The 25,989-nt window shown below is 68.0% G+C and carries 24 protein-coding genes; 13 read left to right on the top strand and 11 right to left on the bottom strand.

The features are described 5' to 3' along the window. Positions 1-8: 8 nt before the first annotated feature. The gene (locus AC1D0A_RS19650) at positions 9-410 is read left to right on the top strand and encodes a (R)-mandelonitrile lyase (RefSeq protein WP_476870370.1); all 402 of its coding nucleotides are present in this window, start codon (positions 9-11) and stop codon (positions 408-410) included. Between the two features lie 107 nt (positions 411-517). On the opposite strand, the gene AC1D0A_RS19645 is transcribed toward AC1D0A_RS19650, so the two are convergent. Then, positions 518-925, bottom strand: a complete 408-nt coding sequence (locus AC1D0A_RS19645) for a VOC family protein (protein WP_243181923.1) — start codon at positions 923-925, stop codon at positions 518-520. Positions 926-1,101: 176 nt separating this feature from the next. Then, positions 1,102-3,204, bottom strand: coding sequence for a phenylacetic acid degradation bifunctional protein PaaZ (gene paaZ / locus AC1D0A_RS19640; protein ID WP_243181924.1), 2,103 nt, complete (start codon positions 3,202-3,204; stop codon positions 1,102-1,104). Between the two features lie 164 nt (positions 3,205-3,368). Between paaZ and AC1D0A_RS19635 the strand changes: the two genes are divergently transcribed. Next, the gene (locus tag AC1D0A_RS19635) at positions 3,369-3,785 is read left to right on the top strand and encodes a PaaI family thioesterase (protein WP_223913660.1); all 417 of its coding nucleotides are present in this window, start codon (positions 3,369-3,371) and stop codon (positions 3,783-3,785) included. Positions 3,786-4,020: 235 nt separating this feature from the next. After that, a complete protein-coding gene (locus tag AC1D0A_RS19630) occupies positions 4,021-5,292 on the top strand; it encodes a globin domain-containing protein (RefSeq protein ID WP_476946590.1) in 1,272 nt (423 codons plus the stop codon). Between the two features lie 114 nt (positions 5,293-5,406). Here the strand turns inward: AC1D0A_RS19630 and AC1D0A_RS19625 are convergent, their stop codons facing one another. Both AC1D0A_RS19625 and AC1D0A_RS19620 read right to left on the bottom strand, forming a co-directional pair. Then, positions 5,407-8,289, bottom strand: a complete 2,883-nt coding sequence (locus tag AC1D0A_RS19625; protein WP_476946589.1) for a S1 family peptidase — start codon at positions 8,287-8,289, stop codon at positions 5,407-5,409. Between the two features lie 24 nt (positions 8,290-8,313). Further along, the gene (locus tag AC1D0A_RS19620; protein ID WP_476946588.1) at positions 8,314-9,051 is read right to left on the bottom strand and encodes a tyrosine-protein phosphatase; all 738 of its coding nucleotides are present in this window, start codon (positions 9,049-9,051) and stop codon (positions 8,314-8,316) included. A 153-nt stretch (positions 9,052-9,204) separates the two neighbouring features. Here AC1D0A_RS19620 and AC1D0A_RS19615 point away from each other — a divergent pair, with 153 nt between their 5' ends. Beyond that, a complete protein-coding gene (locus AC1D0A_RS19615; RefSeq protein WP_476946587.1) occupies positions 9,205-10,032 on the top strand; it encodes an SGNH/GDSL hydrolase family protein in 828 nt (275 codons plus the stop codon). Here the strand turns inward: AC1D0A_RS19615 and AC1D0A_RS19610 are convergent. From AC1D0A_RS19610 to AC1D0A_RS19585, 6 genes are all read right to left on the bottom strand, one after another. After that, positions 10,029-10,652: a GNAT family N-acetyltransferase gene (locus AC1D0A_RS19610; RefSeq protein ID WP_243181929.1), complete on the bottom strand. Its 624-nt coding sequence runs from the start codon at positions 10,650-10,652 to the stop codon at positions 10,029-10,031. The genes AC1D0A_RS19615 and AC1D0A_RS19610 overlap by 4 nt on opposite strands. A gap of 32 nt (positions 10,653-10,684) precedes the next feature. Beyond that, positions 10,685-11,587: a 3-hydroxyacyl-CoA dehydrogenase family protein gene (locus AC1D0A_RS19605; protein ID WP_476946586.1), complete on the bottom strand. Its 903-nt coding sequence runs from the start codon at positions 11,585-11,587 to the stop codon at positions 10,685-10,687. A gap of 2 nt (positions 11,588-11,589) precedes the next feature. Continuing rightward, entirely contained in the window at positions 11,590-12,399 is an 810-nt protein-coding gene (locus AC1D0A_RS19600) for an enoyl-CoA hydratase/isomerase family protein (RefSeq protein ID WP_476946585.1), read from the bottom strand. Beyond that, positions 12,399-13,610: a thiolase family protein gene (locus AC1D0A_RS19595; protein ID WP_476946584.1), complete on the bottom strand. Its 1,212-nt coding sequence runs from the start codon at positions 13,608-13,610 to the stop codon at positions 12,399-12,401. Before AC1D0A_RS19595 ends, AC1D0A_RS19600 begins: the two co-directional genes overlap by 1 nt. Positions 13,611-13,719: 109 nt before the next feature. Continuing rightward, a complete protein-coding gene (locus AC1D0A_RS19590; RefSeq protein WP_476946583.1) occupies positions 13,720-14,397 on the bottom strand; it encodes a pentapeptide repeat-containing protein in 678 nt (225 codons plus the stop codon). After that, entirely contained in the window at positions 14,397-14,870 is a 474-nt protein-coding gene (locus tag AC1D0A_RS19585; protein WP_476943075.1) for an SRPBCC family protein, read from the bottom strand. Before AC1D0A_RS19585 ends, AC1D0A_RS19590 begins: the two co-directional genes overlap by 1 nt. Positions 14,871-15,045: 175 nt before the next feature. On the opposite strand from AC1D0A_RS19585, the gene AC1D0A_RS19580 reads away from it, so the two are divergent. From AC1D0A_RS19580 to AC1D0A_RS19570, 3 genes are all read left to right on the top strand, one after another. Then, the gene (locus tag AC1D0A_RS19580) at positions 15,046-15,222 is read left to right on the top strand and encodes a CsbD family protein (protein WP_043435744.1); all 177 of its coding nucleotides are present in this window, start codon (positions 15,046-15,048) and stop codon (positions 15,220-15,222) included. Positions 15,223-15,324: 102 nt separating this feature from the next. After that, positions 15,325-16,098, top strand: coding sequence for a dienelactone hydrolase family protein (locus tag AC1D0A_RS19575; RefSeq protein WP_476946582.1), 774 nt, complete (start codon positions 15,325-15,327; stop codon positions 16,096-16,098). An 85-nt stretch (positions 16,099-16,183) separates the two neighbouring features. Next, positions 16,184-17,041, top strand: coding sequence for a prephenate dehydratase (locus AC1D0A_RS19570; RefSeq protein WP_476943077.1), 858 nt, complete (start codon positions 16,184-16,186; stop codon positions 17,039-17,041). 42 nt (positions 17,042-17,083) lie between these two features. Here the strand turns inward: AC1D0A_RS19570 and AC1D0A_RS19565 are convergent, their stop codons facing one another. Beyond that, entirely contained in the window at positions 17,084-18,997 is a 1,914-nt protein-coding gene (locus AC1D0A_RS19565; protein ID WP_476946581.1) for an FAD-binding monooxygenase, read from the bottom strand. 249 nt (positions 18,998-19,246) lie between these two features. Between AC1D0A_RS19565 and AC1D0A_RS19560 the strand changes: the two genes are divergently transcribed. The 6 genes from AC1D0A_RS19560 to AC1D0A_RS19535 are packed head-to-tail and all read left to right on the top strand — an operon-like array spanning position 19,247 to position 25,744. Further along, positions 19,247-20,740 (top strand): fumarylacetoacetate hydrolase family protein, encoded by a 1,494-nt coding sequence (locus AC1D0A_RS19560; RefSeq protein ID WP_476946580.1) that lies wholly within the window; start codon positions 19,247-19,249, stop codon positions 20,738-20,740. After that, entirely contained in the window at positions 20,733-21,431 is a 699-nt protein-coding gene (locus tag AC1D0A_RS19555) for a GntR family transcriptional regulator (RefSeq protein WP_476946579.1), read from the top strand. The genes AC1D0A_RS19560 and AC1D0A_RS19555 overlap by 8 nt, the downstream gene beginning before the upstream one ends. Before the next feature lie 56 nt (positions 21,432-21,487). Continuing rightward, positions 21,488-23,002, top strand: coding sequence for a 5-carboxymethyl-2-hydroxymuconate semialdehyde dehydrogenase (gene hpaE / locus AC1D0A_RS19550; protein ID WP_028276399.1), 1,515 nt, complete (start codon positions 21,488-21,490; stop codon positions 23,000-23,002). A gap of 48 nt (positions 23,003-23,050) precedes the next feature. Continuing rightward, positions 23,051-24,139 (top strand): 3,4-dihydroxyphenylacetate 2,3-dioxygenase, encoded by a 1,089-nt coding sequence (gene hpaD, locus AC1D0A_RS19545; protein WP_476946578.1) that lies wholly within the window; start codon positions 23,051-23,053, stop codon positions 24,137-24,139. 1 nt (position 24,140) lies between these two features. After that, complete coding sequence (gene hpaH / locus AC1D0A_RS19540) at positions 24,141-24,926, top strand: 2-oxo-hept-4-ene-1,7-dioate hydratase (RefSeq protein WP_243181941.1); 786 nt, start codon at positions 24,141-24,143, stop codon at positions 24,924-24,926. After that, entirely contained in the window at positions 24,911-25,744 is an 834-nt protein-coding gene (locus tag AC1D0A_RS19535) for an aldolase/citrate lyase family protein (protein ID WP_243181942.1), read from the top strand. Before hpaH ends, AC1D0A_RS19535 begins: the two co-directional genes overlap by 16 nt. Positions 25,745-25,989 lie beyond the last annotated feature (245 nt).

Raw genomic sequence — 25,989 nt, 5'->3', positions numbered from 1 at the left:
GGATCACCATGAACATCGAACCCACTGTCCCCACTGCGAAGAACCCGCCGGCCCGGTTCGCCGGCGACGTCTGGCTCGATCCGATCGCGCTCCCGCACGAGCCGGATCAGACGATGGTGGTCGCGACCGTCCGTTTTGCGCCCGGGGCCCGCACCGCCTGGCACTCCCACGAACACGGCCAGTACCTCCGCGTCACCCAGGGTGTTGGCCGGTTCGGAACCCGGGACGGCAAGATCGTCGAAGTCCACCCCGGCCAGACGCTCTACACGCCGCCCGGCGAGGAGCACTGGCACGCGGCCGCCCCTGGCTGCTTCATGGAACATATCGCCATGCTCCAGAACGGCGAGGACGCAGCGACGACCACCACGTGGGGCGAGCACATCACCGACGACGAGTACAACGGAAGCTGACCAGCCCGCGCCACCGGAAGGCGGCGAGGCGCCCTGGATGACGGCGGGCAACAGAAAAGGGCGCCCCGCTGAGCCGGAGCGCCCGAAAATCCGCCGTTGCCCGCCGTTTAGAGCTGGTAATCAGCTGCCGTGGTGATGTTCTCGTGCACGCACAGAACATTGTGCTCGGAGTCCATGAACCAGGCGCACTTCTCTGAATCCGTTGTACAAATATGGTTCTCGGTCTTGAGGTCCGGGCGATCGTAGTCCTGGAACATGACGCCCTTGGCTTCCATTTCCTGGACCGTGCGCTCGATCTCGCTGACTTCGAAGCTCAGGGTGGTGTGCTCTGAATGCATTCCATCCTTGACTGGCATCAGCTGCAGCATTGGACCGCCTTCTGAGCCGAACAATTCGCTTCCGTCATCTGCCACGCCACGGTGCGGGAGCCCCAAAGTGTCCGCGTAGAAATGCCGGGCACGCTCTGCATCATCAACTGGCAGGACTGTTGTGGCTTTATTGAGTACTAGGGTCATTTCGCCACCTCCTACGAGCAAGATTTTACGCCGGAGCGGGGTCGAAAGCCCCTACAAATTGTGCCTCCGAACAAGCAACGCTCCCCCACTCGCGGCAGAACAACAGCGGACGCTCCCGCACTAGTGAGGGAGCGTCCGCGCTGGACCCGCAGGACGTGAGGGAGCGTCGGGTGAGGCTACTTCTCGACGAGGGTCAGGACGTCGTAAGTCGCGACGATTTCGTCGTTCTGGTTGGTCAGGACGGCGTCCCAGGCCACCTCGCCGTACTCGTCGGTCTCGCGCGGGGTGATCTTCTTGGCCGTCAGGGTCACGCGGATGGAATCGCCCGCGGCCACCGGGGTGATGAACCGCAGGTTCTCCAAGCCGTAGTTGGCCAGGACCGGGCCCGGTGCAGGCTCCACGAACAGGCCGGCGGCCCAGCTGAGCAGAAGGTAGCCGTGCGCCACGATGCCCGGGAAGAAGGGGTTGGCCGCGGCAGCTTCCTGGTTGGTGTGGGCGTAGAAGGTGTCGCCGGTGGAGTTCGCGAACTTGGTGATTTCCTCCAACGAGACCTCGCGCAGCTCCGAGCGGATGGCGTCGCCGATGTGCAGGGTGGCGAGGGATTTCCGGAACGGGTGCTGGCCCTCGGTCTCGAGCGTGAAGTTGCGGTCCGCTCCGGTGTGCCAGAGCCCGGTGACGGCGGTGAGCATGTTCGGCGAGCCCTGGATGGCGGTGCGCTGCATGTGGTGCATCACCGAGCGGATCCCGCCGAGCTCTTCGCCGCCGCCGGCGCGGCCGGGACCGCCGTGGACCAGGTGCGGGACCGGGGAGCCGTGGCCGGTGGAGCTGCGGGCGTCCTCGCGGTTGAGCATGAGCACGCGGCCGTGGTGGGCCGCGATGCCGGTGACCAGCTGCTGGGCCACGGCGGGATCGTTCGTGCAGACCGTGGCGACCAGCGAGCCGCCGCCGCGGGCGGCGAGGCGGACGGCATCGGCCAGGTCCGTGTAGCCGATCACCGAGGACACCGGGCCGAATGCCTCGAGCGAGTGGACCTCCTCGGCTTCCGGGTTGGCCCAGCTCAGCAGGACCGGGGACATGAAGGCGCCGCCGTCGACGACGCCGATGCTGCCGTCCGCGCTGGTGACCTTGGGCGCGTCGAGCGTGCCGTAGGCGAGCTCCCCGCCGGCGTCGAGCATGGACTGTACGGCGGCGCGCACGTCGGCGAGCTGCTCGAGGGAGGCCAGGGCGCCCATGGTGACGCCCTCGGCGCGGGGATCACCGAGCACGACGCGTTCGCGGATGCGGTCCCCCACGGCGGCGGTGACGTCGGCGACGAGTTCCTGCGGCACGATCGCGCGGCGGATCGAGGTGCATTTCTGGCCGGCCTTGGCGGTCATCTCGGTGACGAGGGACTTGATGAAGGCGTCGAATTCCGGTGTGCCCTTGACCGCATCCGGGCCCAGGATCGCGGCATTCAGGGAGTCGGTCTCGGACGTGAAGCGGACCCCGCCCTTGACCACATTGGGGTGCGACTTGAGCGTGTTGGCGGTCGACGCGGAGCCGGTGAAGGCCACGAGGTCGCGGTAGTCCAGGTGGTCCAGCAGCGTGCGGACCGAGCCGGAAATCAGCTGCAGCGAGCCGGTGGGCAGGATGCCGGATTCGTCGATCGCCTTGACCACGGCGGCGGCCACGTACCCGGTGGGGGTGGCGGGCTTGACGATGGTGGGGACGCCGGCGAGGAAGGCCGGGGCAAGCTTCTCCAGCATGCCCCAGACCGGGAAGTTGAAGGCGTTAATCTGCACGGCGACGCCGGGGATGCGGGTGTAGATGTGCTCACCGGCGAACGAGCCGTCGCGGGACAGCACCTCCATGGGGCCATCCACCACCACCTGGGAGTTGGGCAGCTCCCGGCGGCCCTTGGACCCGAAGGTGAACAGGACGCCGATGCCGCCGTCGATGTCGATCATGGAGTCGATCTTGGTGGCGCCGGTCTGCGCCGAGAGCGCGTAGAACTCCTCGCGGCGGCCATTGAGGTACTGCGCCAGTTCCTTGAGCTTGAGCGCGCGCTGGTGGAAGGTCAGCGTGCCAAGTTCCGTCTGGCCGGTGGTGCGGCCGTAATCCACGACGGCGGCGAGGTCGAGTCCCTCGGTGCTCACCTTCGCCAGAAGCTCGCCGGTGCTGGCGTCCAGTACCGGCGCCGCGCCGGCGGCGGCGGCGTCGTCGGGAGTCCACCAGGAACCCCGGATGAAACTGGGAACGATCTCGACAGTGTCTACTGCGGGTGCGGCTGTGGTGGTCATCGTTGACGGGTCCTTCCAACGGGGGAGCAAGATCAACACGGCCGGAACATTACTGACCGTCCGTTCGGTAATATGATCTACAGTACATGAATGAGGCCTGCCGCACACTAGCCGCGGCGGCACCGACCGTCCGGGACCCGGCGGCCGGCAACAAAGGAGACGCTATGACGCCCGAGACCGGCAGCACCGAGTTGTGGAAAATCACCCTGGGGGAACTCGATGAGAAGATGGGCGTGAAGATCGTCGAGGAGTCAGTGGACCGCGTGGTCGCGACCATGCCGGTGGAGGGCAACCGGCAGTCGTTCGGGCTCCTGCACGGCGGCGCCTCACTGGCCGTGGGCGAGGCCGTGGGGTCCTGGGCCGCCGTCATCCACGCCAGCACCCTGGGCAAGACGGCGGTGGGCGTCGACGTCTCGGCCACGCACCACAAGTCGGCCCGCGAGGGACTGATCACGATCACGGCCACCCCTATCCATCTGGGCGGCACACTGACCACCCACGAGGTGCTGATCACGAACGAGACCGGCCAGCGAATCTGCACGCTGCGGATCACCAACCTGCTGCTGGACCGCAAGGCCTGACTTCTGCCCCGACCCTCGGAGTCGCCGGAACCGTGCGGGTTCGCCGTATCTTTCCGGCGACCCGGGAGCTTTCCGGCGAACTCGGGCCGAGGGCCTGAGCACCCGCCTACACCGGACCCCGCCCCCGCTGTAGGGCCGATCGGCCCGGAAGGCACGGTGCCGCGGCTGTTAGCTTGGAAGTGCTGAGTCGCCCGGCACCGCCGGGTATCACCGGTCTCACCGGAAGGGATCCACCATGCTCTCAGACACCTCACTTCCCGTCATTCAGGCAACGCTGCCCGTAGTCGGTGAGCACATCGAGGAAATCGCCAAGCGCTTCTACAAACATATGTTCGAGGCGCAGCCGGATCTCCTGGACGGGCTCTTCAACCGGGGAAACCAGGCGGACGGCCGCCAGCAGCAGGCGCTCGCCGGATCCATCGCGGCTTTCGCCGGCATGCTCGTGGAGAAACCGGACCAGGTGCCGGACCATCTGCTCTCCCGGGTGGCCCACAAACACGTCTCGCTGGGACTAAGCCCGGACCAGTACCAAATTGTCCACGACCACCTCATGTGGGCGATCGTGGATGTTCTGGGCGATGCCGTCACTCCCGAGGTCGCCGCCGCCTGGGACGAGGTCTACTGGCTGATGGCGAACCTGCTTATCAACAAGGAGCGCGGGCTGTACAACGCAGTGCACCTCTCCCCCGAGACCATTTGGCGGACGTGGCGGGTGGTGCAGCGGATCCAGGAGACCGCCGACGTCGTCTCGTTCGTCGTCGAACGGATCGACGAGCGGGACGTCAAGCCGTCCCTGCCCGGGCAGTACGTGACCCTCAAGATGACCATGCCCGACGGCGTACAGCAGCCCCGGCAATACAGCCTGACCAAGGCCGACGACGGGCAGCACCGGCAGTTCGCCGTCAAGAGGGTCCACGGGCTTCCGACTCCCGACGGCGAGATGTCCAGTCTGCTCCACAATGACGTGAAGGTAGGCGACGAGGTGGTGCTCTCGGCTCCGTTCGGCGACGTTGTGCTGGAGTACACGGACAGGCCCCTGGTCATGGCCAGCGCGGGAATCGGCATCACGCCCATGGCCGGGATGCTCTCCCACCTGGTGCAGTCCGGTTCACGACGCCAGGTGATGCTGCTGCATGCCGACGACAGCGAGGCATCCTTCCCGCTCCGCGCGCAGGTCACGGACGATCTCGCGAAACTCGCGGACGGGACCCTGAAGACGTGGTTCCTGGCTCCCGCGGAGACAGCGGGGACCGGTGAAGCGGGCGAAACCGGCGAGGCGCGCGAGACCGGCGGGGCGCGCGAGACCGGCGGGGCGTCCGGTTCCGTGCTCTCCGGTTTCATGGACGTCAGCGACGTCGAACTCCCCGACGACGCCGAGTACTACCTCTGCGGCCCCCTGCCGTTCCTGAAGTCGGTTCGGAGCGCCTTGATTGCCGGTGGCGTCCCCGCCAAGGACATTCAGTACGAGGTTTTCGGCCCGGATCTCTGGCTGGCTGACTTCCAGTAACCCGCGGCTCGCTGTTTCCTCCCGAACGCCCGGATTCGCCCAAAACTTGCGGGGTCGCCGTAGCCGTACGGCGACCCCGCGGCTTTCCGGCGAGCCCGGGCTTGAAGCCCCCGGCTAACGCACCGCCCGGCGCCGGCCGAACGCCACGAAGGCCGCGCCGAGCAGCAGGACACCGGCGCCGAGACCCGCCAAGGGCAGGAGCCCGCCTGCGCCCGTGCTCGCTAGCTGGCCTGTGGTGCCCGACGTGTTGCCTGGTGCCGTGTTGCCTGGTGCCGTGTTGTCCGGTGCTGTGCCGCCCATAGTGACGGAGGTGTCCGACGGCGGGGCGGGAGCTTGCACCGGTTTGACCGGTCCGGCGGGAGCCCCGGCCGGGTTGGCGGGCTGTTGCGGGACCGCCGGCTGGCCAGGCGTTGCCGGCTGCACGGATCCCGTTGTCCCGGCTGGCGGCCCGGCCGGAGTTTCCCCGGAAACGGGCGCGGCGTCGACGCTGAACGCCACGGCGGCCGGCGGCGATGCGGCGCCGTCAATGCTTTGCGTCACGGTCAAGGTGTGCGCACCGGCGGCCAGTTCCGCAGGGAACGCGACACTCCACCGGGCACTGCCGGCCAAGGTCTGCGCGGTCCCGGGCTCGAGCGCGGCATTGCCCGCTCCGGAACCGGAACCGGCCTGCACGGAGTCCAAGGCCACCCCGTCCACAGCCACGGCCACGCCGGCACCTCGAAGGGCCGTGCCAAAGATGGTGGCTGGCAGGGCGTCCTGGCGCAGGTGTTGGCCGTCCCTGAGGTTCGACACCGCCGGAGCCGGCGGAATGACGGTGTAGGTGCGGGTCGCCGCGGGACTGTCCATTTCTCCGGGGGCCGTGAGCACTGCCGTGACCGAAATTTTTCCGAAGACCGGCTGATCGGCCACGTTGATGCTCCAGCGGCCGTCTGCGTCGACGAGCCCGGTCCCGGTGAAGTCGCCGGAGAGCCGCACCGTGCCTCCGGCTTCTCCGGTGCCCTCGATGGTTTCGATGGCGGTGAGTCCCGGGCCGTCCGGCTGGCCGTCCACCGGTGAGGTGATGGCCGGAGCCGCGAGGCGGGAGACATCGACGGACAGGGCGACGGCGCCGGAGCCGCTGAAGCCGTTCACGGTCTCAGCCGAGAACTTGAAGGGCCCGGCCAACGGCGGTGCAGGGAGCTGCCAGTTTCCCGACGCGTCGACCGGTACTTCCAGGGGCTGGCCGTCCTTCTGGCCTGAGGTCTGGCCTGGTTTCTGGTTCAGGACGGTGATGCGGACCTTGGAATTCGGAGCCACCACGGAGGCCGGACCGGCATCGATGTGCCCGGTAATCGGTTCACCGGCCGTGACGGTTCCGTTGGAGGCCGCAGCGAGCGCTGGCTTGGCCAGGAACAGTTGCAGCTGGACACCGCCGGGGACCTGGCCCATGGCGTCCTCGAGGCTGGTCGCGATGGCCCGCGTCTGGACGCCCTGATCGGTACTTTCCGCCCCCGTGTGCAGCCCGACGGCGAAGTTCCCGCTGATCCACGGGCCGCCGGAGTCCCCGCCGCCGGAGGTGACGGACGTTGAGTCGAAGCCCCGGACCGCCCGGAGATCGTTGTCATAATCGGGCGGTAGTGAATTTGGCCCAACCATGGCCCAGATGCCGACCGAGTCCACCGTGCCGCATCTCCACCCGGTGGTCCGGCCGGACCGGCACACGGGCTGGCCCTGGAAAGGAGCCACTGTTCCCACAATCTTCACGGACGTCGGCCCCGGGTCGGCGGGCTTGTCCCATCGGGTGACGGCGGGCTGGAGGTCCAGGCCGCTCCTGATGCCGTGGAGGACGGCGATGTCCGTGCCGACGTTGGTGCCGTCCGGCGCAACTTTGGAATTGCCGGTGCCGCCGAACTGGCTGAACCCGAAGGTGCCCAGGATCCCGGCGGCCGCGCCAGAACCTGCACCCCCGGCCGCTGGCGCCCCTGCCGGATTTTCGATCTCGGCCTGCTTCGCGGAGCCGTCACCGGCGCAGTGCCCGGCGGTCAGGACCAAAGGCTCGCCCGCGGGGCTGAAGGCCCCAAACCCGGCCGAGCACAGGGCTTGGCCGTCAACGATGTAGCCCTGGCCGCCAAAGTAGTCTTCCTCGGTGGTGATCCGGGATCCTTGTTCCAGCGTCACGTTGGCGTAGCGGGCCACGAATTCGGCCGCGGACATCTTCGGCACCGGGCCCGGAGCTTTCGCCGGCTGCACACCCGTGCCGGAGGCGGGAACAGCAGCGGCGGGAACTGCGGCGGGAAGGGCGTCGGCAGCCGGAACGGACTGCGCCGTGTTGGTGCCGCCGGTGCGGATGACAAAGTGGCCGTCTGTGTAGGTGACAGCCTGCAGCCCGGCGGCCCCGACCTCGCGGACATAGGCCTCGAACAGTTGCTGGGTGCTGGAGGCCAGCAGGTCCGCGGCTGACGGGACAGCGGCGGCGGCCGCGGGGGCGGCAAGCAGGAAGTCGGCCGGGCCGGACGCGTTCAGTTCGGCCACGCGGGCCTGGAGTTCGGCGCCGCTGCCTTCAACCGCGATCTTGCCGCCGGCGAGGCTGATCCCCATATAGCCGGGAAGCGCACGCAGGGAGGGCGCGGCGTCGGCGGCCCGGCGGGCAAGCGCACCGGCGGCGTCGAATTCCGCGAGGGTCATGCCAAGGTCCCGCCGCACGGCCTCGGCGAGGCCGGCATCGCTGATCGGCGTCGCGGACGGCACCGGAGAAGAACCGGCCAAAGGCGCGTCAGCCGCCGAAGCTGCCGGCGCCGGGACCGCAGACGCAGACGCATCCGGCATCGGAACCGGCGTCGAAACCGGCGTCGCGATCGCCGACGCAGCCGGCGCCGGGTCTGCAGGGACTGGGGCGGGGGCGTTGGCTTCGGCCATGGCCGGGACCGCGGTCAGCGCAAAGGCAGGCACGGTACCGGCAAGCGCAATCGCGAGGGCAGCGGCGGCCCGCACCATCGGCTGGAACTTCGGAGTCTTCACTGGCCTACCCTAACTGCGCCCACCCTATCGGCCGAGCTTTCCGAGGATGGCCGCGAGTTCCGGGGTCGTCACGCCGTGGCGGAAGAGGTAGTCCGCGGTGTTGAGGGAGCGGACAAATTGCAGCAGGCTCTTGCCCCGGGATTCCAGCAGGGGCACCAGCACGTTCTCAGGCAAGAAACGCTCGTGGGGATGCGGGACGGCGGCGTGCCGGAGGTGCTCGTTGATGCCCCGCATGGAGCGCTGGTAGCTGCTCACAATGGCCTCGTCGCTGTCACCGGCGAGGTCCTGGAGCATCGCGGCGATCATGCCGCTCCGGTCCCGCCCCGCGGAGCAATGGATGACCACACCGCCCTCCGCGGCGGCCACCGCCTTGAAGACCCGGGCCAGCAGGTGCGGGAACAGCCTGGCGTTGTCCGCATAACAGGAGGGGTCGTTGAGGTACGGCACGCAGAGCTCGCGGAATTCGCGGTTGTCCGGGTCTTCGGTGGGGGCCAGCACGACGTCGAAACCGGCCAGGGCCTCAGCCCGCACCGGCGGATCGGTCTCCCGACGCCGGATTTCGGCTTCGTTGCGGAGGTCGATGACGGTCCGGATGCCCCGGCGGTGCACCTGCCGCCAGCCGGACTCGGTGAGCCACTCCCGCCGTCCCATGCGGAACACGTCCCCGGCCACGTGCCACGCGTTGACGGCCCCATCCCACTCCACGGTTCCGGGCACCGCCTGCCCCTTGGCTTGGCCCAGGGGCGCTGCAGGAATCATCATCCAGAAAGCTAAGCACACGCACCGGCGCGATCCGCGGCAGGATTCACAAACGTTATACACAATGGGACCATTGGCATGGTGCGGGGTTAACGCTTCGCAACACCTTTTTCACGGCACGGGCGCTGAACCCAGGGTGCCACTGAGGAGAACACCATGGGACCTCTGAAACTTCGGACGGCTCTGGCGGCCGGTCTCGCCGCTCTGGCCATGGCGGCCGGTGTGGCGGCGGTACCGGCGGAGGCGGCGGACAGGACCCGGTACGTCGCGCTCGGAGACTCCTATGCCGCCGGGCTGGGGGCAGGGCCGTACCTGGATGATTGCTACCGCAGCGAGAACAGCTATTCCGAACTCGCTGCCCACACGAGGACCATCAAACTCGTCGCCAACGCGGCCTGCAGCGGCAAGACGACCCAGGACGTCGTCAACACCCAGCTCAGGCGGTTGACCAGGACCACCGGGCTGGTCACCATCACTGCCGGCGGCAACAACCTCCGGTTTGCGGAAATCCTCGCCTCCTGCGGCGCCGCCATGGTCAATCCCGCTGCGGGTCCGCTGTGCGATGCCGCCAGTGCCTACGCCGAGGGCCAGATCTCCAGCCATCGACTGTCCGGCGACGTGACAGCGATGATCCAGCGCGTGAAGGCTGCCGCCCCCAACGCCAAGGTTGTAGTGACGGGCTACCCCTACCTCTACGATCCGGTCGCGCCCGGCCAGGCTGATCCTATGTCCCGGTTCATCTACAAGGCCACGGTCCTGGCGGACGGCCTGAACGGCTCCATCGCCGCCGCCGCCCGGGCCACCGGAGCGGAGTACGTCGATGTCCGGGCCGCTTTCGCCGGTCACGGCGTGAACTCTGCGGCCCCGTGGATCAATTTCAGCCGTACGGCCCTCGCCAGTCCCGAAAACTTCCACCCGAACGCCCGGGGCTACGAGGCGTACTTCGCATCGCTTAACGGGGCCAAGGCCTACTCGGCACGCTAGCGCCGCTTGGCCAGCCGGGATTCGAGGGAGTTCCGGACCATCGGCCATTCATGTTCCAGGATGGAATACACGACGGTGTCCCGCAGCGCCCCGTCGGCGCTGCGCGTGTGGCTGCGGAGCACGCCGTCCTGTTTGGCCCCCAGCCGCGTGATCGCCTCGCGGGACTGGTGGTTGAGCCAGTGCGTCCGGAACTCGACGGCGGGGCAGCCCAGCGTCTCGAAGGCGTGCCGCAGCAGCAGCAACTTGGAGTCCGGGTTGCTGCCGCTGCCATGCGCGGACGCCGCGTTCCAGGTGGAGCCGATCTCCACCCGGGGCGTGGCGGCGTCGATGTTCATGTAGGTGGTCATGCCGATCACCCGGCCCGGCCCGCCCGTGGCGGGGTCCAGCAGCCGCGTGGTGAAGGGCAGCATGGCGCCGCTGTCCCGCAGGGCCAGGCGACGCTCAATCTCGGCGGCCATGTGCTGCGGGGCGGGCACGCTGGTGTACCAGAGGTGCCACAGCTCGCCGTCGCGTGCCGCCTCGACAAGGCCGTCATGGTGGTCCTGGCTCAGCGGCTCAAGGACGACGTACTTGCCGGTCAGGGTGATGGGCGCAATCGCGGGGCGGTCCAGGGAGGTCACCGCACCATCCTAGGGGCAGGCACGAATGCCGGTCACTTGGTCCAGTCGAAGAAGCCCTTGCCGGACTTGCGGCCCAGTTCGCCGCGGGCGACCTTGTCGCGGAGGATCTGCGGCGGAGCGAAACGGTCACCAAGCGTGGACTGCAAGTACTCCGCGATGCCGAGGCGCACGTCCAGGCCCACAATGTCGGTGGTCCGCAGCGGTCCCGTGGGGTGCTTGTAGCCCAGCACCATGGCGTTGTCGATGTCTTCCGCGGTGGCCACGCCCTCTTCCACCATGCGCATCGCTTCGAGGGCGATCGCGACGCCCAGCCTGGAGGAGGCGAAGCCGGGCGCGTCGTTGACCACGACGGCGGTCTTGCCGAGCGCCTCGACCCACCCGCGGGCGGCCTGGGCCAGGGCGTCGGAAGTCTGCTCGCCGAGGACCACCTCGATGAGCGTCGACGCCGGCACCGGGTTGAAGAAGTGCAGGCCCAGGAAGTTCTGCGGCCGCTTCAGTTCGCGGGCCAGACCGTTGACGGAGAGCGAGGACGTGTTGGAGGCGAGGTAGGCGCCGTCGGCGAGCCGTTCCTCGATGCCGCGCAGCGCGGTGATCTTCAGGTCCCAGTCCTCCGGAACGGCCTCGACCACAAGCTGCCGGCCGACGAAGTCGTCGTAGTCCACGGTGACCTCGAGCCGGGAAACGATCTCGTCCAGGTTGCCGTCCACGGCGCCGCGCTCAATGCTCTTGGCGGCGGCGGACTCGACCCGCTCCCGGGCGGCCTCGGCCGACGCCTCGTCGCGCTCGACGACCACGACGTTGGCTCCGTTGATCAGGAAGGCGTGGGCGATGCCTGCGCCCATGCGGCCGCCACCGAGGACTCCCACGGAGTGGGGAAGGTTGCTGTTGGGAAGATCACTGGCGGGAAGGTTGGCGGGGAGTACGGAGTTGCCCATGTCTATTTCTGCTTCCCTGATTCTTTGGCTGACTTCTTTTCTGATTTCTTCGCTGATTTCTTGTCCAGAAAAGCCTGCATACGGTCGAACTTGGCCTGGGATTCGAAGAGGATCCCCTGTGCCAGCTGGTCAATGAGGGGATGCGCCTCGGCCGGGGCATGGAACACGGATTTGGTGATCCGGACGGCGAGCGGATCCTGCGTGGCAATCCGGTCGGCGACGCTGTGGGCAGCGGCCATCAGATCGGACGGTTCATGGATTTCGGTGATGAGATTGACCGCGAGGGCACGTTCTGCGCGCAGCACGGAACCGGCGAGCAGCATTTCCTTGGCGACGGGCTCCCCCACGAGTTCCTTGAGGCGCCAGCTGGCGCCGGCGGCGGCCAGGATGCCGAGTCCGGTTTCGGGATTGCCGATCCGGACGGACGGGGTGCCGATCCGGAAGTCGGCGGCGTACGCCAGTTCGGCGCCGCCGCCGAGGCAGAAGCCGTCCAGTGCCGCGATGACGGGCATCGGCAGCTTGGCAATCCGGACGAAAATGGTGGAATTGATGCCCTGCAGGGCATCGTCGCGGCGGCGTTCGCGCAGCTGGCCGATGTCGGCGCCGGAGGCGAACACCCCGTCAGTGCCGGCGATGATGAGGACTTTGGGGTGCCGCTCGAGATGGGCGCAGACGGTGTGGAGTTCATCGACCATCTGCTGGTCGATCGCGTTGCGGACCTCGGGGCGGTTGAGCACCACCACCACGCGGTCCTCGCGCTCTTCGACCAGGAGCGTGCCGAAGCCAGCCGGGTCGAGGGCCGAGGCCGCCACTAGACGCGCTCCAGCAGCATGGCCGTGCCCTGGCCGACGCCGATGCACATGGTGGCGAGGCCGATTTTGGCGTTTTCGCGTTCCATCCGGCCCAGCAGTGTGATGGCGATCCGGGATCCGGAGGACCCCAGCGGGTGACCCAGGGAGATCGCGCCGCCGTCGCGGTTCACGATCTCCGGGTCGAGGCCGAGCCGGCGCATGCTGGCCAGGGACTGGGTCGCGAACGCCTCGTTGAGCTCGACGGCGCCGAGGTCCTCGACGCTGAGCCCGGAACGGGCGAGCACCTTCTGGGTGGCCGGGACCGGGCCGATGCCCATGATCTCGGGCTCGCAGCCGGCTGAGGCGCCGTCGACGATGCGGGCGCGGGCCGTGAGGCCAAGCTTCTGGATCGCGGCCTCCGAGGCAACGATGATGGCGGAGGCGCCGTCGTTGAGGGTGGAGGAGTTGCCGGCGGTGACGATCGAGCCGCCCTTGACTACCGGCCGGAGCCCGGCGAGGACGTCCATGGAGGTGCCGGCGCGGGGGCCCTCATCGGTGTCCACCACGGTCTCGCCCTTGCGGGTCTTGACGGTCACGGGGACGATTTCCTCCGCGAAGCGGCCGGCGGCGATGGCGGCCAGGGCGCGTTCGTGGGAGCGGACGGCGAAGGCGTCGGCGTCCTCCCGCGAGATGCCGTCAACCCGCCCCACTTCTTCTGCCGTCTCCGGCATGGAGTAGGTCATTTTGCCGTCCCGGGACAGCTCGCCCTTGGTGAACTGGGGGTTGACGAAACGCCAGCCGATGGAGGTGTCGAAGATTTCGCCCGGTTTGGCGAAGGCGGTCCGGGGTTTTTCCTGGACCCAGGGGGCGCGGCTCATGGATTCGACGCCGCCGGCGATCACGATGTCCGCGGCGCCGGACTTGATCATGTGGCTGGCCATGATGATGGCGCTGAGCCCGGAGGCGCAGAGCCGGTTCACGGTGATGCCGGAGATGTGGAGGGGCAGCCCGGCAAGGAGGGTGGCCATGCGGGCCACGTTGCGGTTCTCTTCGCCGGCACCGTTGGCGTTGCCGAGGATGACCTCGTCGATGGTGTCCGGATCGATGCCGGCGCGGGCCACAGCCTCGCGGACTACCAGTGCGGCCAGGTCATCGGGGCGGACTGCGGAGAGGGCGCCGCCGTAGCGGCCCACGGGAGTGCGGGCGCCGCCAACAAGAAAAGCCTCGACCATGAGAACATCCTTCACCAAGAAAGCGGGGCCGGCAGCAGAGTAATTTACCGACCGTTCGTTCTATAAAGATTACACGGCGGAGCAAGGGGGTCAACCGGATGCCGCCGGATTACGCGACGACGACGCCCAGATGAGCCGCGAGCAATGGAGCGAGCAGGGTGAGCTGGTGATCGTCGACGACGAGGCCGGACAGACTGCCCAGACCGCTGATGGTGCGGAAGTCGGTGCCCCGGAGGTCGAAGTCCTTGAGCCGGGCTCCGGTGAAATCGAGGGTGCCGATCGTGCAGTTCTTCAAGGCGACGCGCGTGGCGGTGCAGGAGCCCAGATCCAGCTCGTTAATGATGCAGTCGCTGATCTGCAAGTCCGTGAGCTTGGATCCGCGCAGGTTCACGTAGTCGAGTTTGCCGCCGTCGATCCGCACGGACTGCCAGCCGCTTTCATAGAGCTCCGCCGATCCCCAGCGGGGGTTGCCGATCTCGACATCCCGCAGGCTGGTCCGGGCCGCCATCAGCACCGGGGCGTATGTCTCGGTCAGGATGCAGTCACGGAAAGTCGCGCCCCGCAGCTGCGTCTCATTGAAGGACACCCCGGTGAATTCGCACTCGGCAAAGTCCGTACCGCCCAGGTCCAGACCGTCTGCCGATGCGCGGCTGTAGCGGACGCCGTCGTACCGAACACCCCGACGGAACTCCGGGGCAGGGTCGTCCTGCAGATCCCCGGGCCGGACCGGCGCGAGCCGGGGGGCGGTGACCTTGGGGGTTTTCTCCGCCGCGGTGCGCCGGACCATCACTGGCACTCCGCCTTGGCCGCGATGTCCGCCAGGTCTTTTGCAAGCGCCTTGCGGGTGATGCGCATCCCGAGCGGACCGAACACGGTGAGCATGATCCTGCTGAACCGGGTCGGTTTGATGACTTCGGCGCCAAAGGTCAGCGTGAGGTCGGTTCCGCCGCCGCGCTCGGCGAGCGCGAACCTGGTGGTGTAGCCGGCGCCGCCCTGGAGGGCCTTCACGGTGGTGCTGCCGCCCCGGCCGTTCGACGGCGCCTCGGACTGGGCAACCCACATCTCCACCGTTTCCGCGCGCCCCATCATGGTGCGGGTTTCCTTCCAGCGGGTGCCCACGGCATAGGGTCCGTCGGTGAGCATCTGGATCGATTCGACGCCGGACAGGGTCGCGGCAGATCCGGGAATGTCCGACACCACCGCCCAGACCGCGTCCGCCGGAGCCTTGATGTGCTGCGTGAGAGTGGTCGTGTGGTCCATGACGTCGAGCCTAGCCCGCGGGCCGGGGGGATTTCATCCTTTTGCGAACCGCCCCGCCGCTGCCGCGGACGACGCTCCGGAGAATTACCCCGCGAGACCCCTTGAATTAGTAAGCATGCTTTGTGTTAGGCTGATCGGACAGTATTTTCAACCGGAACGAAAGGTGGCCTACACCATGGGTGTCGGAGACAAGATTCAGAACGAAGCAGAGCACCTCGGCGGCAAGGCCAAGGAAACTGCCGGAAACGCCACTGGCAACGACCAGCTGCGCGCCGAGGGCCAGAAGGACCAGGTTGTAGCCGACGCGAAGAAGGTCGGCGAAAACGTCAAGGACGCCTTCAAGAAGGACTAGTCCCTAGAACGTTGGCGGCGCCGGATCTTCCTTTGGGGGATTTCCGGCGCCGCTTTTTTGTGCCCGTGCAAGAATGGCCCCACAGCCGACGGAGGGGTCAGCATGGCACGGACACACGCAGGACGCGGTAAGCCCGCCACCCGGGATCTCAGCAATACCGACCTCAGCCGGTCCGGCGCCGCCGCCGGCGGTTCCCCGGCGCTGCGCGGCTACCTGGCGACGCCGCAGGGCGAGGGGCCGTTTCCCGCGGTCCTGATGGTCCATGAGGCGTTTGGCCTGGACGACATCACCGTCCGCCACGCCGACCGGATGGCGGCGGCCGGGTACCTGACACTGGCCGTTGACCTGTACAGCGACGGCGGGGCGCGCCGCTGCCTCGTCGCCACCATGCGCGCGCTGTCCGCGGGCGAGGGCCGGGCCTTCACCGATCTGGCCGCCGCCCGGGACTGGCTGCGCGAAACCGGCCGGACCACCGGCAAGATCGGCGTCATCGGCTTCTGCATGGGCGGCGGCTTCGCCCTGCTGCTGGCCAACGACGGCTTCGACGCCGCCGCCGTCAACTACGGACGGCGCCCGAAAGACCCCGGGGAGGCCCTCGCCGGCGCCTGCCCGATCGTGGCCAACTTCGGTGGCCGGGACCGCACCCTGCCCGGCGAAGCGGCGAAACTCGCGGCCGTGCTCGACGGGCTGGGCGTGGAGAACGACGTGAAGGAGTTCCCGCACGCCGGGCACGCCTTCCTCAACGACGTGGAGACCGGGCCGAAGGTGCTGCGGCCGCTCATGCGGGTCATGGGCATCGGCCCGGATCCGGAATCGGCCCCGGAAGCCTGGCAGCGGATCGAGGACCACTTCGCCAAGCATCTGAACCCCAGCTGAGTCGCAGCAGGGGCTTTTGGTCCTCAAACGGCCCTGCCGCGACTTACTTGGGTGAGAGGGCGCCCGGCGTGAAACCATACGGAGCATGGCCCAGAAGATTGCGTACCAGGGTGAACCGGGCGCCAACTCCAATATTGCGTGCATGCAGATGTTCCCCGAACTGGAGAGCGTTCCCTGCGCGAGTTTCGAAGACGCTTTTGAACTGGTGGCTGTCGGCACCGCCGACCTGGCCATGATTCCGATCGAAAACTCCATTGCCGGCAGGGTGGCCGATATCCATGTGCTGCTGCCACAGTCCGGGCTGCAGATCGTCGGCGAGTATTTTCTGCCCATTCACTTCGACCTGCTGGGCATCCCGGGCAGCACCATCGAGGCAGCCACCGAGGTCCACAGCCACCTCCACGCGTTGGGGCAGTGCCGGCGGCTGATCCGCTCCGCCAGCCTGCGCCCCGTGATCGCCGGCGATACCGCCGGGTCCGCCCGCGAAGTGCGCGACTGGAACGATCCCACAAAACTGTCGCTCGCTCCTCCACTCGCGGCCCAGCTCTACGGCCTGGAAGTGCTCGCCTCCGCCGTCGAGGATGACCCTTCCAACACCACGCGGTTCGTGGTTCTGGCACGGGAAGAGCCGCTGCCGGCCCGGGACATCCTGTCCGGACCGGCAGTCACCAGCTTTGTATTCCGTGTCCGGAATGTCCCCTCAGCCCTCTACAAGGCGCTGGGAGGATTCGCCACGAACGGGGTGAACATGACGCGGCTGGAAAGCTACATGGTAGGCAATGAATTTGCGGCCACGATGTTCATGGCCGACGTCGAGGGGCACCCCGAGGATTTGCCGCTCAGCCTGGCGCTGGAGGAACTGGAGTTCTTCACCACGGAGGTGCGCATCCTTGGCGTCTACCCCGCCGCGGAATACAGGTCCAGGCAGGCGGCCGGCCTCTGACCGCCAGCCTGGACAAACCTTGCGAAGAAGGCCACCCCACGGTCACACCGCCGCGGCCCGCCCTGCCCGCAGCAGGGGTGCGAAAAACGCGGCAAGCTCCGCCGTCGCCGTCAGCGGCAGGACGTTGGCCACGTACTGGTCCGGGCGCACCACCACGATGACGCCGCCGCGGTCGATGCCGCGCAACTCAAAGATGTCCGCCGCCGGGTCGGTGCCGTAGACCTTTTCGAGGTAGGGGAGCCTGAACGGCCCCACCTCCGGTTTGAACACCGCGGGGACGTTGCCGATGTCGATGCCCGTGTGATCCTGCTGGTAGATCACCTTCACGTCGAACCAGACATCACGGTCGGACCCCGCGGGGGTGGCGGCGAGCGGCGAGTCCGGCGCGGCGGCCAGCCACGCGGCGAGGTCCGAGGCGGGCGACGGGACGCCCGCCTGTTGTCCTGGCGCCGCCTGGTCCGCGAAGACGTAGATGCGCCAGCGGCCGTCCGCCGTGGCCTGGTGGCCGAGCTGGACCGGGTTGGTGTCGCAGACCCGCGCAACGGGCGCGGACTTGAAGCGCTTGCCGACGGGAAAGCCGGTGGCCAGCTGCTGGTGCGTCGCCTCGGCGACGACCATCGACGGCGAGTACTCGGTCATGAAGCCGGCAGGAAACTCGGCGGTGCGCACGTAGAAGTCCTCGAGCTCGGAGGGGTTTTCAAACTCCTCGGGCTTCTTCGCCATGAGCGTCGACCACACCTTGTCGAAGTCGATCAGGTTCTTCGCGACCACCTGCCGCTCGGCCGAGTACGTGGACAGCAGGCTCTCCGGGCTGCGTCCCTCCAGCACGTGGCCGAGCTTCCAGCCGATGTTGAAGCCGTCCTGCATGGAGACGTTCATGCCCTGGCCGGCCTTGGCGCTGTGCGTGTGGCACGCGTCGCCGGTGATGAACACTCGCGGCGTGCGGGTGCCCAACTCCTCCGGGAGGACGTCGTCGAACCTGTCGGTAAGACGGTGGCCCACCTCGTACACGCTGTGCCAGGCCACGTTGCGCACGTCGAGCGTGTAGGGGTGCATGATCGCGTTGGCCTTGGCGATGATCTGTTCGATGGTGGTCTTGCGGACCGCACCGCGGTCGTCCGCGGCGACCTCGCCGAGATCGACATACATGCGGAAGAGATGCCCGCCCTCGCGCGGGATCAGCAGGATGCTGCCGCCGTCGTGGGACTGGATGGCGCACTTGAGCCGGATGTCGGGGAAGTCCGTGGAGGCGAGCACGTCCATGACGCCCCACGCATGGTTGGCCTGGTCGCCCGCCATGGTGCAGCCGATCGAGTCGCGCACCTTGCTGCGGGCGCCGTCCGCGCCCACCACGTACTTGGCCCGCACGACGCGCTCCCGCCCCTCGTCAGGACCGGCGGTGTGCGCCAGCGTCACGGCGACCGGGTACTCGCCCTCGCCGGTGACCTCCAGGCCGCGGAACTCCAGCCCATAGTCCGGGCTCATGCGGCTCGGGGACATGGCCATGAACTCGGCGAAGTAGTCGAGCACGCGGGCCTGGTTGACGATGAGATGCGGGAACTCGCTGATCCCGCCCGGGTCATCGAGGGTGCGGGTGCTGCGGACGATGTTCGAGGGGTCCGCGGGATCCGGCTTCCAGAACGCCATCTCCGTGATGCGGTACGCCTCGGCGATGATCCGCTCGGCGAAACCGAAGGCCTGGAAGGTCTCGACGCTGCGGGCCTGGATGCCGTCGGCCTGGCCGATCGCGAGCCGGCCCGGCCGGCGTTCCACGATCCGGGTGGTGACGCCCGGGAACTGGGACAGCTGGGCCGCGGCGAGCATGCCGGCAGGGCCGGAGCCCACGATCAGCACATCAACCTCGTCGGGAAGCTGCGTGGGCCGGTCGATGCCGGTGCCGGCGGCCGGCTGGACCCGCGGGTCACCGGATACGTAGCCGTGGTGGTGGAAATGCACGGGCTTTCCTCACTTCGTTGTGTGGCGGCCTGTCGCCGACCTAGCGTGTTCGATATTAGAACGTGACGTTCGATAATAGAATTTCGGTCCCTGATCCAAAACTGTACGTCAGATATGACGCAGGTTACAAGTGCGCCAGATGGTCCCGGCAAAGGTCCCGGCGAACATCCCGGCGCAAGGGGTTGACGCTCCCCGGCTTCCGGTCCATAGTGTTTCGTATACGATTTCGTACTCGATGAGGAGTAACACTTGGAACAGGTCACCGACCACATCCTGGCCGCGGCCCGCAAGGTCATCGCGGTGCATATCAACTACCCCAGCCGGGCAGCCCAGCGCGGCCGCACACCCGAGCAGCCCTCCTACTTCCTGAAGCCGTCGTCGTCGCTGGCTCTCGGTTCGGCAGCAGCGCCTTCAACCGTGGAGCGCCCGGCCGGCTGCGAACTCCTCGGCTACGAGGGCGAGATCGCCCTGATCATCGGCAAGACCGCCCGCCGCGTGGGCCTCGAGGATGCGTGGAGCCATGTCGAATGGGTCACCGCCAGCAACGACCTCGGGGTCTACGACCTCCGCTACGCGGACAAGGGCTCCAACCTCCGTTCCAAGGGCGGTGACGGGTTCACGCCCGTGGGCCCGGGCCTGATCGCGGCAGACGCCGTCGATCCCGCCAAACTGCGGATCCGCACGTGGCACAACGGTGAACTGGTCCAGGACGACACCACCGGGGACCTGCTCTTCCCGTTCGCCCGGCTCGTGGCCGATCTGTCCCAGCTGCTCACCCTCGAAGAGGGCGACATCATCCTCACCGGCACCCCCGCCGGGGCGTCGGTGGCCACGCCGGGCGACGTCGTCGAGGTGGAAGTCAGCGCCGGCGAACTCTCCGCTCTCTCCACGGGCCGGCTGGTCACCCGGGTGGCGGAAGGCACGACGCCGTTCGCGGACTTCGGCGCCCGGCCCAAGACCGATGATCTCCACCGGGAGGAAGCGTACGGTTCCCGTGAAGCGGCCGGCCTGGCCGCCGCCCAGCCGTCAGGGATGCCGGGCCTGTCCCCGGAGCTGAAGGCCAAACTGGAGTCCGTCTGCACGGCCACCCTGTCATCCCAGCTGCGCAAGCGCGGCCTGAACAACGTCAGCATCGACGGCCTGACCTCCACCCGCCCGGAGCGGCGGATCGTGGGCCTGGCCCGGACCCTGCGCTACGTGCCCAACCGCGAGGACCTGTTCACGACCCACGGCGGCGGCTTCAACGCCCAGAAGAAGGCCATCGACTCCGTCAACGAGGGCGAGATCCTGGTGATGGAGGCCCGCGGCGAAAAGGGCACCGGCACGATCGGCGACATCCTGGCCCTGCGCGCCCAGGTCCGCGGCGCCGCCGCCATCATCACCGACGGCGGCGTCCGCGACTTCACCGCCGTGGCCGCCATGGACATGCCGACCTACTATGCCAACCCGCACCCGGCCGTCCTGGGCCGCCGGCACATCCCCTGGGACACGGACATCACCATCGCCTGCGGCGGCACCACTGTGCAGCCCGGGGACATCATCGTCGCGGACGCCGACGGGATCCTGGTGATCCCGCCGGCCCTCGCCGACGAGCTCGCGGACGACTCCATCGCGCAGGAACGCGAGGAAACCTTCATCGCCGAGATGGTGCAGCAGGGCCACAGCGTGGACGGGCTCTACCCGCTCAACGCCGCCTGGCGGACCCGGTACCAGGAATGGGAAGCAGGCAAGGCCCATGACTGACACAGCCAGGGCCGCAGCCACGCCGGCAACCTCCGGCAGCAAATCCGAGCAGGCCTATGCGGCCGTCAAGGCCCGGATCGTGGACGGGACCTACTCCCCCGGCTACCGGCTGGTGCTGGCCAAGATCGCCGAGGACCTGGGCGTCAGCGTGGTGCCGGTCCGCGAGGCGATCCGCCGGCTCGAGGCCGAGGGCCTGGTCAAGTTCGAGCGGAATGTCGGTGCCACCGTGTCCGGGATCGACCCCACCGAATACCTCTACACGATGCAGACCCTTAGCATCGTCGAGGGCGCCGCAACGGCACTCTCGGCCCCGCTGATCGGGGCGGCGGACGTGGCCCGCGCCCGGGCCGTCAACGCCGAGATGCGCGAGTGCCTGCAGCACTTCGACCCCGTCCGGTTCACCCGGCTGAACCAGGACTTCCACAGCGTCCTGTTCGAGCACTGCCCCAACCCGCACATCCTGGACCTCGTCCACCGGGGCTGGAACCGGTTGGCGTCGCTGCGCTCCTCCACGTTCCGCTTCGTTCCGGGCCGGGCCCACGAATCCGTGGACGAACACGAGGCCCTGCTGCAGCTCATCGAGACCGGCGCCAGCCCGGATGACATCGAAAAGGCCGCCCGTCGCCACCGCAGCGCCACCCTCGACGCGTACCTCGCCCAGACCAACGCGGGGTCACTTAGCGCCCATTGAGGCGCCCGGCATGGGCCGTAAGTGACCCCGCGTTGCACTATCAGTAAGGAAAAACAATGACGTTCACTGCCGCAGAAACCACCACCCACTACGTTCCGCAGGGCATTCCCACCCACATCCAGCACTACATCAACGGCGAATTCGTCGACTCCGTGGGCGGGGCAACCTTCGATGTCCTGGACCCGGTGTCCAATACCAACTACGCCACCGCCGCCGCCGGCCAGAAGGAAGACATCGACCTCGCCGTCGCCGCGGCCCGCGAGGCGTTCACCAACGGCCCATGGCCGAAGATGAAGCCGCGCGAGCGGGCCAGGATCCTAAACAGGATCGCCGACGCCGTCGAGGCCCAGGAGGCCCGCCTGGCCGAGCTCGAAACGTTCGACACCGGCCTGCCCATCACCCAGGCCAAGGGCCAGGCGCTGCGCGCGGCCGAGAACTTCCGCTTCTTCGCGGACCTGATCGTGGCCCAATTCGACGACGCCATGAAGGTCCCCGGCGCCCAGATCAACTACGTCAACCGCAAGCCCATCGGCGTCGCCGGGCTCATCACGCCGTGGAACACCCCGTTCATGCTCGAGTCCTGGAAGCTCGCCCCGGCCCTGGCCACCGGCAACACCGTGGTGCTCAAGCCGGCCGAATTCACCCCGCTCTCTGCCTCGCTCTGGGCGACGATCTTCAAGGACGCCGGCCTCCCCGACGGCGTGTTCAACCTCGTCAACGGCCTCGGCGAGGAAGCCGGCGACGCCCTGGTCAAGCACCCGGACGTCCCGCTGATCTCCTTCACCGGCGAAACCACCACCGGCCAGACGATCTTCCGCAACGCCGCGGCCAACCTCAAGGGCCTCTCCATGGAGCTCGGCGGCAAGTCACCGTGCGTCGTGTTCGCCGACGCCGACCTCGACGCCGCGATCGACTCCGCCCTCTTCGGCGTCTTCTCCCTCAACGGCGAACGCTGCACCGCCGGCTCCCGGATCCTGGTGGAGCGCGCCGTGTACGAGGAATTCTGCGACAAGTACGCCGCCCGGGCAAAAAACATCGTGGTCGGGGACCCGCACGACCCCAAGACCGAGGTCGGCGCCCTGGTCCACCCTGAGCACTACGCCAAGGTGGCCTCCTACGTGGAAATCGGCAAGACCGAAGGCCGGCTCCTGGCCGGCGGCGGCCGCCCCGACCACCTGCCCGAAGGCAACTACATCGCCCCCACCGTGTTCGCCGACGTCGCCCCGGACGCGCGGATCTTCCAGGAGGAAATCTTCGGCCCCGTCGTCGCCATCACACCGTTTGATACCGACGACGAAGCCCTCGCCCTGGCGAACAACACCAGGTACGGGCTCGCGGCGTACATCTGGACCCAGAACCTGACCCGCGCGCACAACTTCTCCCAAAACGTCGAGGCCGGCATGGTCTGGCTCAACAGCCACAACGTCCGCGACCTCCGCACCCCGTTCGGCGGCGTCAAGGCCTCCGGCCTGGGCCACGAGGGCGGCTACCGCTCGATCGACTTCTACACCGACCAGCAGGCCGTCCACATCACCCTCGGCACCGTTCACACGCCCAAATTCGGCGCCTAAGTTTCCCGCCGGCGCCACCCAGACCCCTTTCAAAGAAGAGAGAGCACCATGACCAACTTCGTCCCCACCCCCACTGTCCCGGCCCCGGACATCGTCCGCTGCGCCTACCTGGAACTCGTGGTCACGGACCTCGCCAAGTCCCGCCAGTTCTATGTGGACCTGCTGGGCCTGCACGTCACCGAGGAAGACGAAAACACCATCTACCTGCGCTCCCTGGAAGAGTTCATCCACCACAACCTGGTGCTGCGCAAGGGGCCCGTGGCCGCCGCGGCCGCCTTCGCCTACCGGGTGAAGTCGCCGGCAGAGGTGGACGCGGCCGAGGCCTATTACAAGGAACTGGGCTGCCGCACCGAGCGCCGCAGGGAAGGCTTCACCAAGGGCATCGGCGACGCCGTCCGCGTCGAGGATCCGCTGGGCTTCCCCTACGAATTCTTCTACGAGACCGAACACGTCGAGCGTCTCACCCAGCGCTACGACCTCTACTCCGCCGGCGAACTGGTCCGGCTGGACCACTTCAACCAGGTCACCCCGGACGTCCCGCGCGGCCGGGCGTACCTCGAGGACCTGGGCTTCCGCGTCTCCGAGGACATCAAGGACTCCGACGGCGTCACGTACGCCGCGTGGATGCACCGCAAGCAGACTGTGCACGACACCGCCCTGACCGGCGGCAACGGCCCGCGGCTGCACCACATTGCCTTCGCCACGCACGAGAAGCACAACATCATCCAGATCTGCGACAAGATGGGCGCCCTGCGCATCTCAGACCGGATCGAACGCGGCCCCGGCCGGCACGGCGTCTCCAACGCCTTCTACCTCTACATCCTGGACCCGGACGGCCACCGCATCGAGATCTACACCCAGGACTACTACACCGGCGACCCGGACAACCCCACCATCACCTGGGACGTCCACGACAACCAGCGCCGCGACTGGTGGGGCAACCCCGTGGTCCCCTCCTGGTACACCGAAGCCTCCCTGGTCCTGGACCTCGACGGCAACCCCCAGCCCGTGATCGTCCGCGAGGAAAAGAGCGAGATGGCCGTGACCGTGGGCGCCGACGGGTTCTCCTACACCCGCAAGGAAGAGGACGGCTCCGCCGGAGAAGCGACGGGCTTCAAGCTCGGGGCGCAGGTTTAGCGTGCTGGATTCCGCGACGATCGAGGCCATCGCAGACGAACTGCTGGAAGCCGGCCGGAACCGCAAACCGGTCCCCCGCCTGACCACCCGCTACCCGGGGATGACGGTGGAGGACTCCTACGCAGTCCAACGGCTGTGGCGGCGGCGCAACGAGGACGCCGGACGCCGGCTCGTGGGCCGCAAGATCGGCCTCACGTCCAAGGCGATGCAGGCCGCGACCGGCATCACCGAGCCGGACTACGGCGCCATCTTCGATGACATGGTGCTGGAAACCGGCTGCTCCGTGGACTGGGACCGGTACACCCATCCCCGGGTGGAGGTGGAGCTCGCGTTCGTGTTGAAGACCGACCTCGCCGGTCCCGGCTGCACCATCTTCGACGTCCTGACCGCCACGGACTACGTGGTCCCGGCCCTGGAGATCCTGGACTCCCGGATCGAAATGGAGGGCCGGACCATCGTGGACACCATCGCGGACAACGCGGCGATGGGCGCCATGGTGATCGGCGGCAACCCCGTCCGCCCGGACGCCGTGGACCTGCGCTGGGTCTCCGCCATCCTCTACAAGAACCAGACCGTGGAGGAAACCGGCGTCGCGGCAGGGGTCCTGGACCACCCGGCCAACGGCGTGCACTGGCTGGCCAACAAGATTGCCGCCCACGGCGATGGCATGAAAGCCGGCGACATCATCCTCGCCGGCTCCTTCACCCGGCCCCTCTGGGTCTACAAGGGTGACACCGTGCACGCCGACTACGGACCCCTGGGGAGCATCACATGCCGCTTCGAGTAGAACCCGACGCAACCTTCAAGCACGCCCTGCGCAACCAAACCGGCGCTGCCGGCCGGCCGCTGGCCGGGATGTGGGTGTGTTCGGGCAGTCCCCTGGTAGCCGAGCTTTGCGCCGGGTCCGGTCTGGACTGGCTCCTGATCGACGCCGAGCACAGCCCCAACGGACTCGAATCCATACTGGCCCAACTGCAGGCCGTGCACGGCTACCCGGTCCATCCGGTGGTCCGGCCGCCGGTGAATGACACGGTGCTCATCAAGCAGTACCTGGACCTGGGCGTCCAGAACCTGCTGATCCCCATGGTGAACTCGGCAGCCGAGGCGGAGGCCGCCGTGGCCGCCACCCGCTACCCGCCCCACGGCGTCCGCGGGGTGGGCTCGGCCCTTGCCCGGGCCGCGCGCTGGAACCGGATCCCGGACTACCTCGCCCGCGCCTCCGACACCGTCAGCGTCACCGTCCAGATTGAATCCGAAGCCGCGGTTGCCGCCGTGGAGAACATCCTGGCGGTGGAGGGCGTGGACGCGATCTTCCTGGGGCCCTCCGACCTCGCCGCCTCCATGGGCCTGTTGGGCCAGCAGGAACACCCACGGGTGCGCGCCGCCGTCGAACACTGCCTTGCCGCCGCCACAGCGGCCGGGAAGCCTGCCGGCGTGAACGCTTTCAACCCGGCAACGGCCCGCGGCTACATGGCCGCCGGCGCGGCGTTCGTTCTGGTGGGGGCCGATGTGTCCATCCTGGCTCGCGGCTCCGAGGCCCTTGCCGCCGACTTCATCCCACCGGACGCAATGGCTGAGCCCGGCGGCACCCCCGCCAGCTACTGAAGGCCCTCCGCATTATGCTCGGTTAAACTCGACGGCGGCAGCCCCCTTGCCAGGTGGCTGCCGCCGTCGCATTTCTGCGTGCCGGGACCGGTGGGTCCTAGCTGGCTATAGGTCGTGTCAAGTGCATGCTCCGGGCATGACAGTGCGCGCCGCATGTTTGGCCGGGCGTTCTGACGTGTCTGTGGGGTGGCGGTTTGGTTGGCTGGCCCGGCGTGATTCCAAGGGCGCCCACGCTGACTTATTCG

This window comes from Arthrobacter sp. P1_D4 (genome assembly GCF_056406115.1).
The sequence above is the reverse complement of the archived record's forward strand: the minus strand, read 5'-3'. Positions and strand labels throughout refer to the sequence as shown.

Coding starts and splice junctions, on each gene's coding strand:
- AC1D0A_RS19650 (WP_476870370.1), top strand. CDS start 9: ATGAACATCGAACCCACTGTCCCCACTGCGAAGAACCCGCCGGCCCGG.
- AC1D0A_RS19645 (WP_243181923.1), bottom strand. CDS start 925: ATGACCCTAGTACTCAATAAAGCCACAACAGTCCTGCCAGTTGATGAT.
- paaZ (WP_243181924.1), bottom strand. CDS start 3,204: ATGACCACCACAGCCGCACCCGCAGTAGACACTGTCGAGATCGTTCCC.
- AC1D0A_RS19635 (WP_223913660.1), top strand. CDS start 3,369: ATGACGCCCGAGACCGGCAGCACCGAGTTGTGGAAAATCACCCTGGGG.
- AC1D0A_RS19630 (WP_476946590.1), top strand. CDS start 4,021: ATGCTCTCAGACACCTCACTTCCCGTCATTCAGGCAACGCTGCCCGTA.
- AC1D0A_RS19620 (WP_476946588.1), bottom strand. CDS start 9,051: ATGATGATTCCTGCAGCGCCCCTGGGCCAAGCCAAGGGGCAGGCGGTG.
- AC1D0A_RS19615 (WP_476946587.1), top strand. CDS start 9,205: ATGGGACCTCTGAAACTTCGGACGGCTCTGGCGGCCGGTCTCGCCGCT.
- AC1D0A_RS19605 (WP_476946586.1), bottom strand. CDS start 11,587: ATGGGCAACTCCGTACTCCCCGCCAACCTTCCCGCCAGTGATCTTCCC.
- AC1D0A_RS19595 (WP_476946584.1), bottom strand. CDS start 13,610: ATGGTCGAGGCTTTTCTTGTTGGCGGCGCCCGCACTCCCGTGGGCCGC.
- AC1D0A_RS19590 (WP_476946583.1), bottom strand. CDS start 14,397: ATGGTCCGGCGCACCGCGGCGGAGAAAACCCCCAAGGTCACCGCCCCC.
- AC1D0A_RS19585 (WP_476943075.1), bottom strand. CDS start 14,870: ATGGACCACACGACCACTCTCACGCAGCACATCAAGGCTCCGGCGGAC.
- AC1D0A_RS19580 (WP_043435744.1), top strand. CDS start 15,046: ATGGGTGTCGGAGACAAGATTCAGAACGAAGCAGAGCACCTCGGCGGC.
- AC1D0A_RS19575 (WP_476946582.1), top strand. CDS start 15,325: ATGGCACGGACACACGCAGGACGCGGTAAGCCCGCCACCCGGGATCTC.
- AC1D0A_RS19570 (WP_476943077.1), top strand. CDS start 16,184: ATGGCCCAGAAGATTGCGTACCAGGGTGAACCGGGCGCCAACTCCAAT.
- AC1D0A_RS19555 (WP_476946579.1), top strand. CDS start 20,733: ATGACTGACACAGCCAGGGCCGCAGCCACGCCGGCAACCTCCGGCAGC.
- hpaE (WP_028276399.1), top strand. CDS start 21,488: ATGACGTTCACTGCCGCAGAAACCACCACCCACTACGTTCCGCAGGGC.
- hpaD (WP_476946578.1), top strand. CDS start 23,051: ATGACCAACTTCGTCCCCACCCCCACTGTCCCGGCCCCGGACATCGTC.
- AC1D0A_RS19535 (WP_243181942.1), top strand. CDS start 24,911: ATGCCGCTTCGAGTAGAACCCGACGCAACCTTCAAGCACGCCCTGCGC.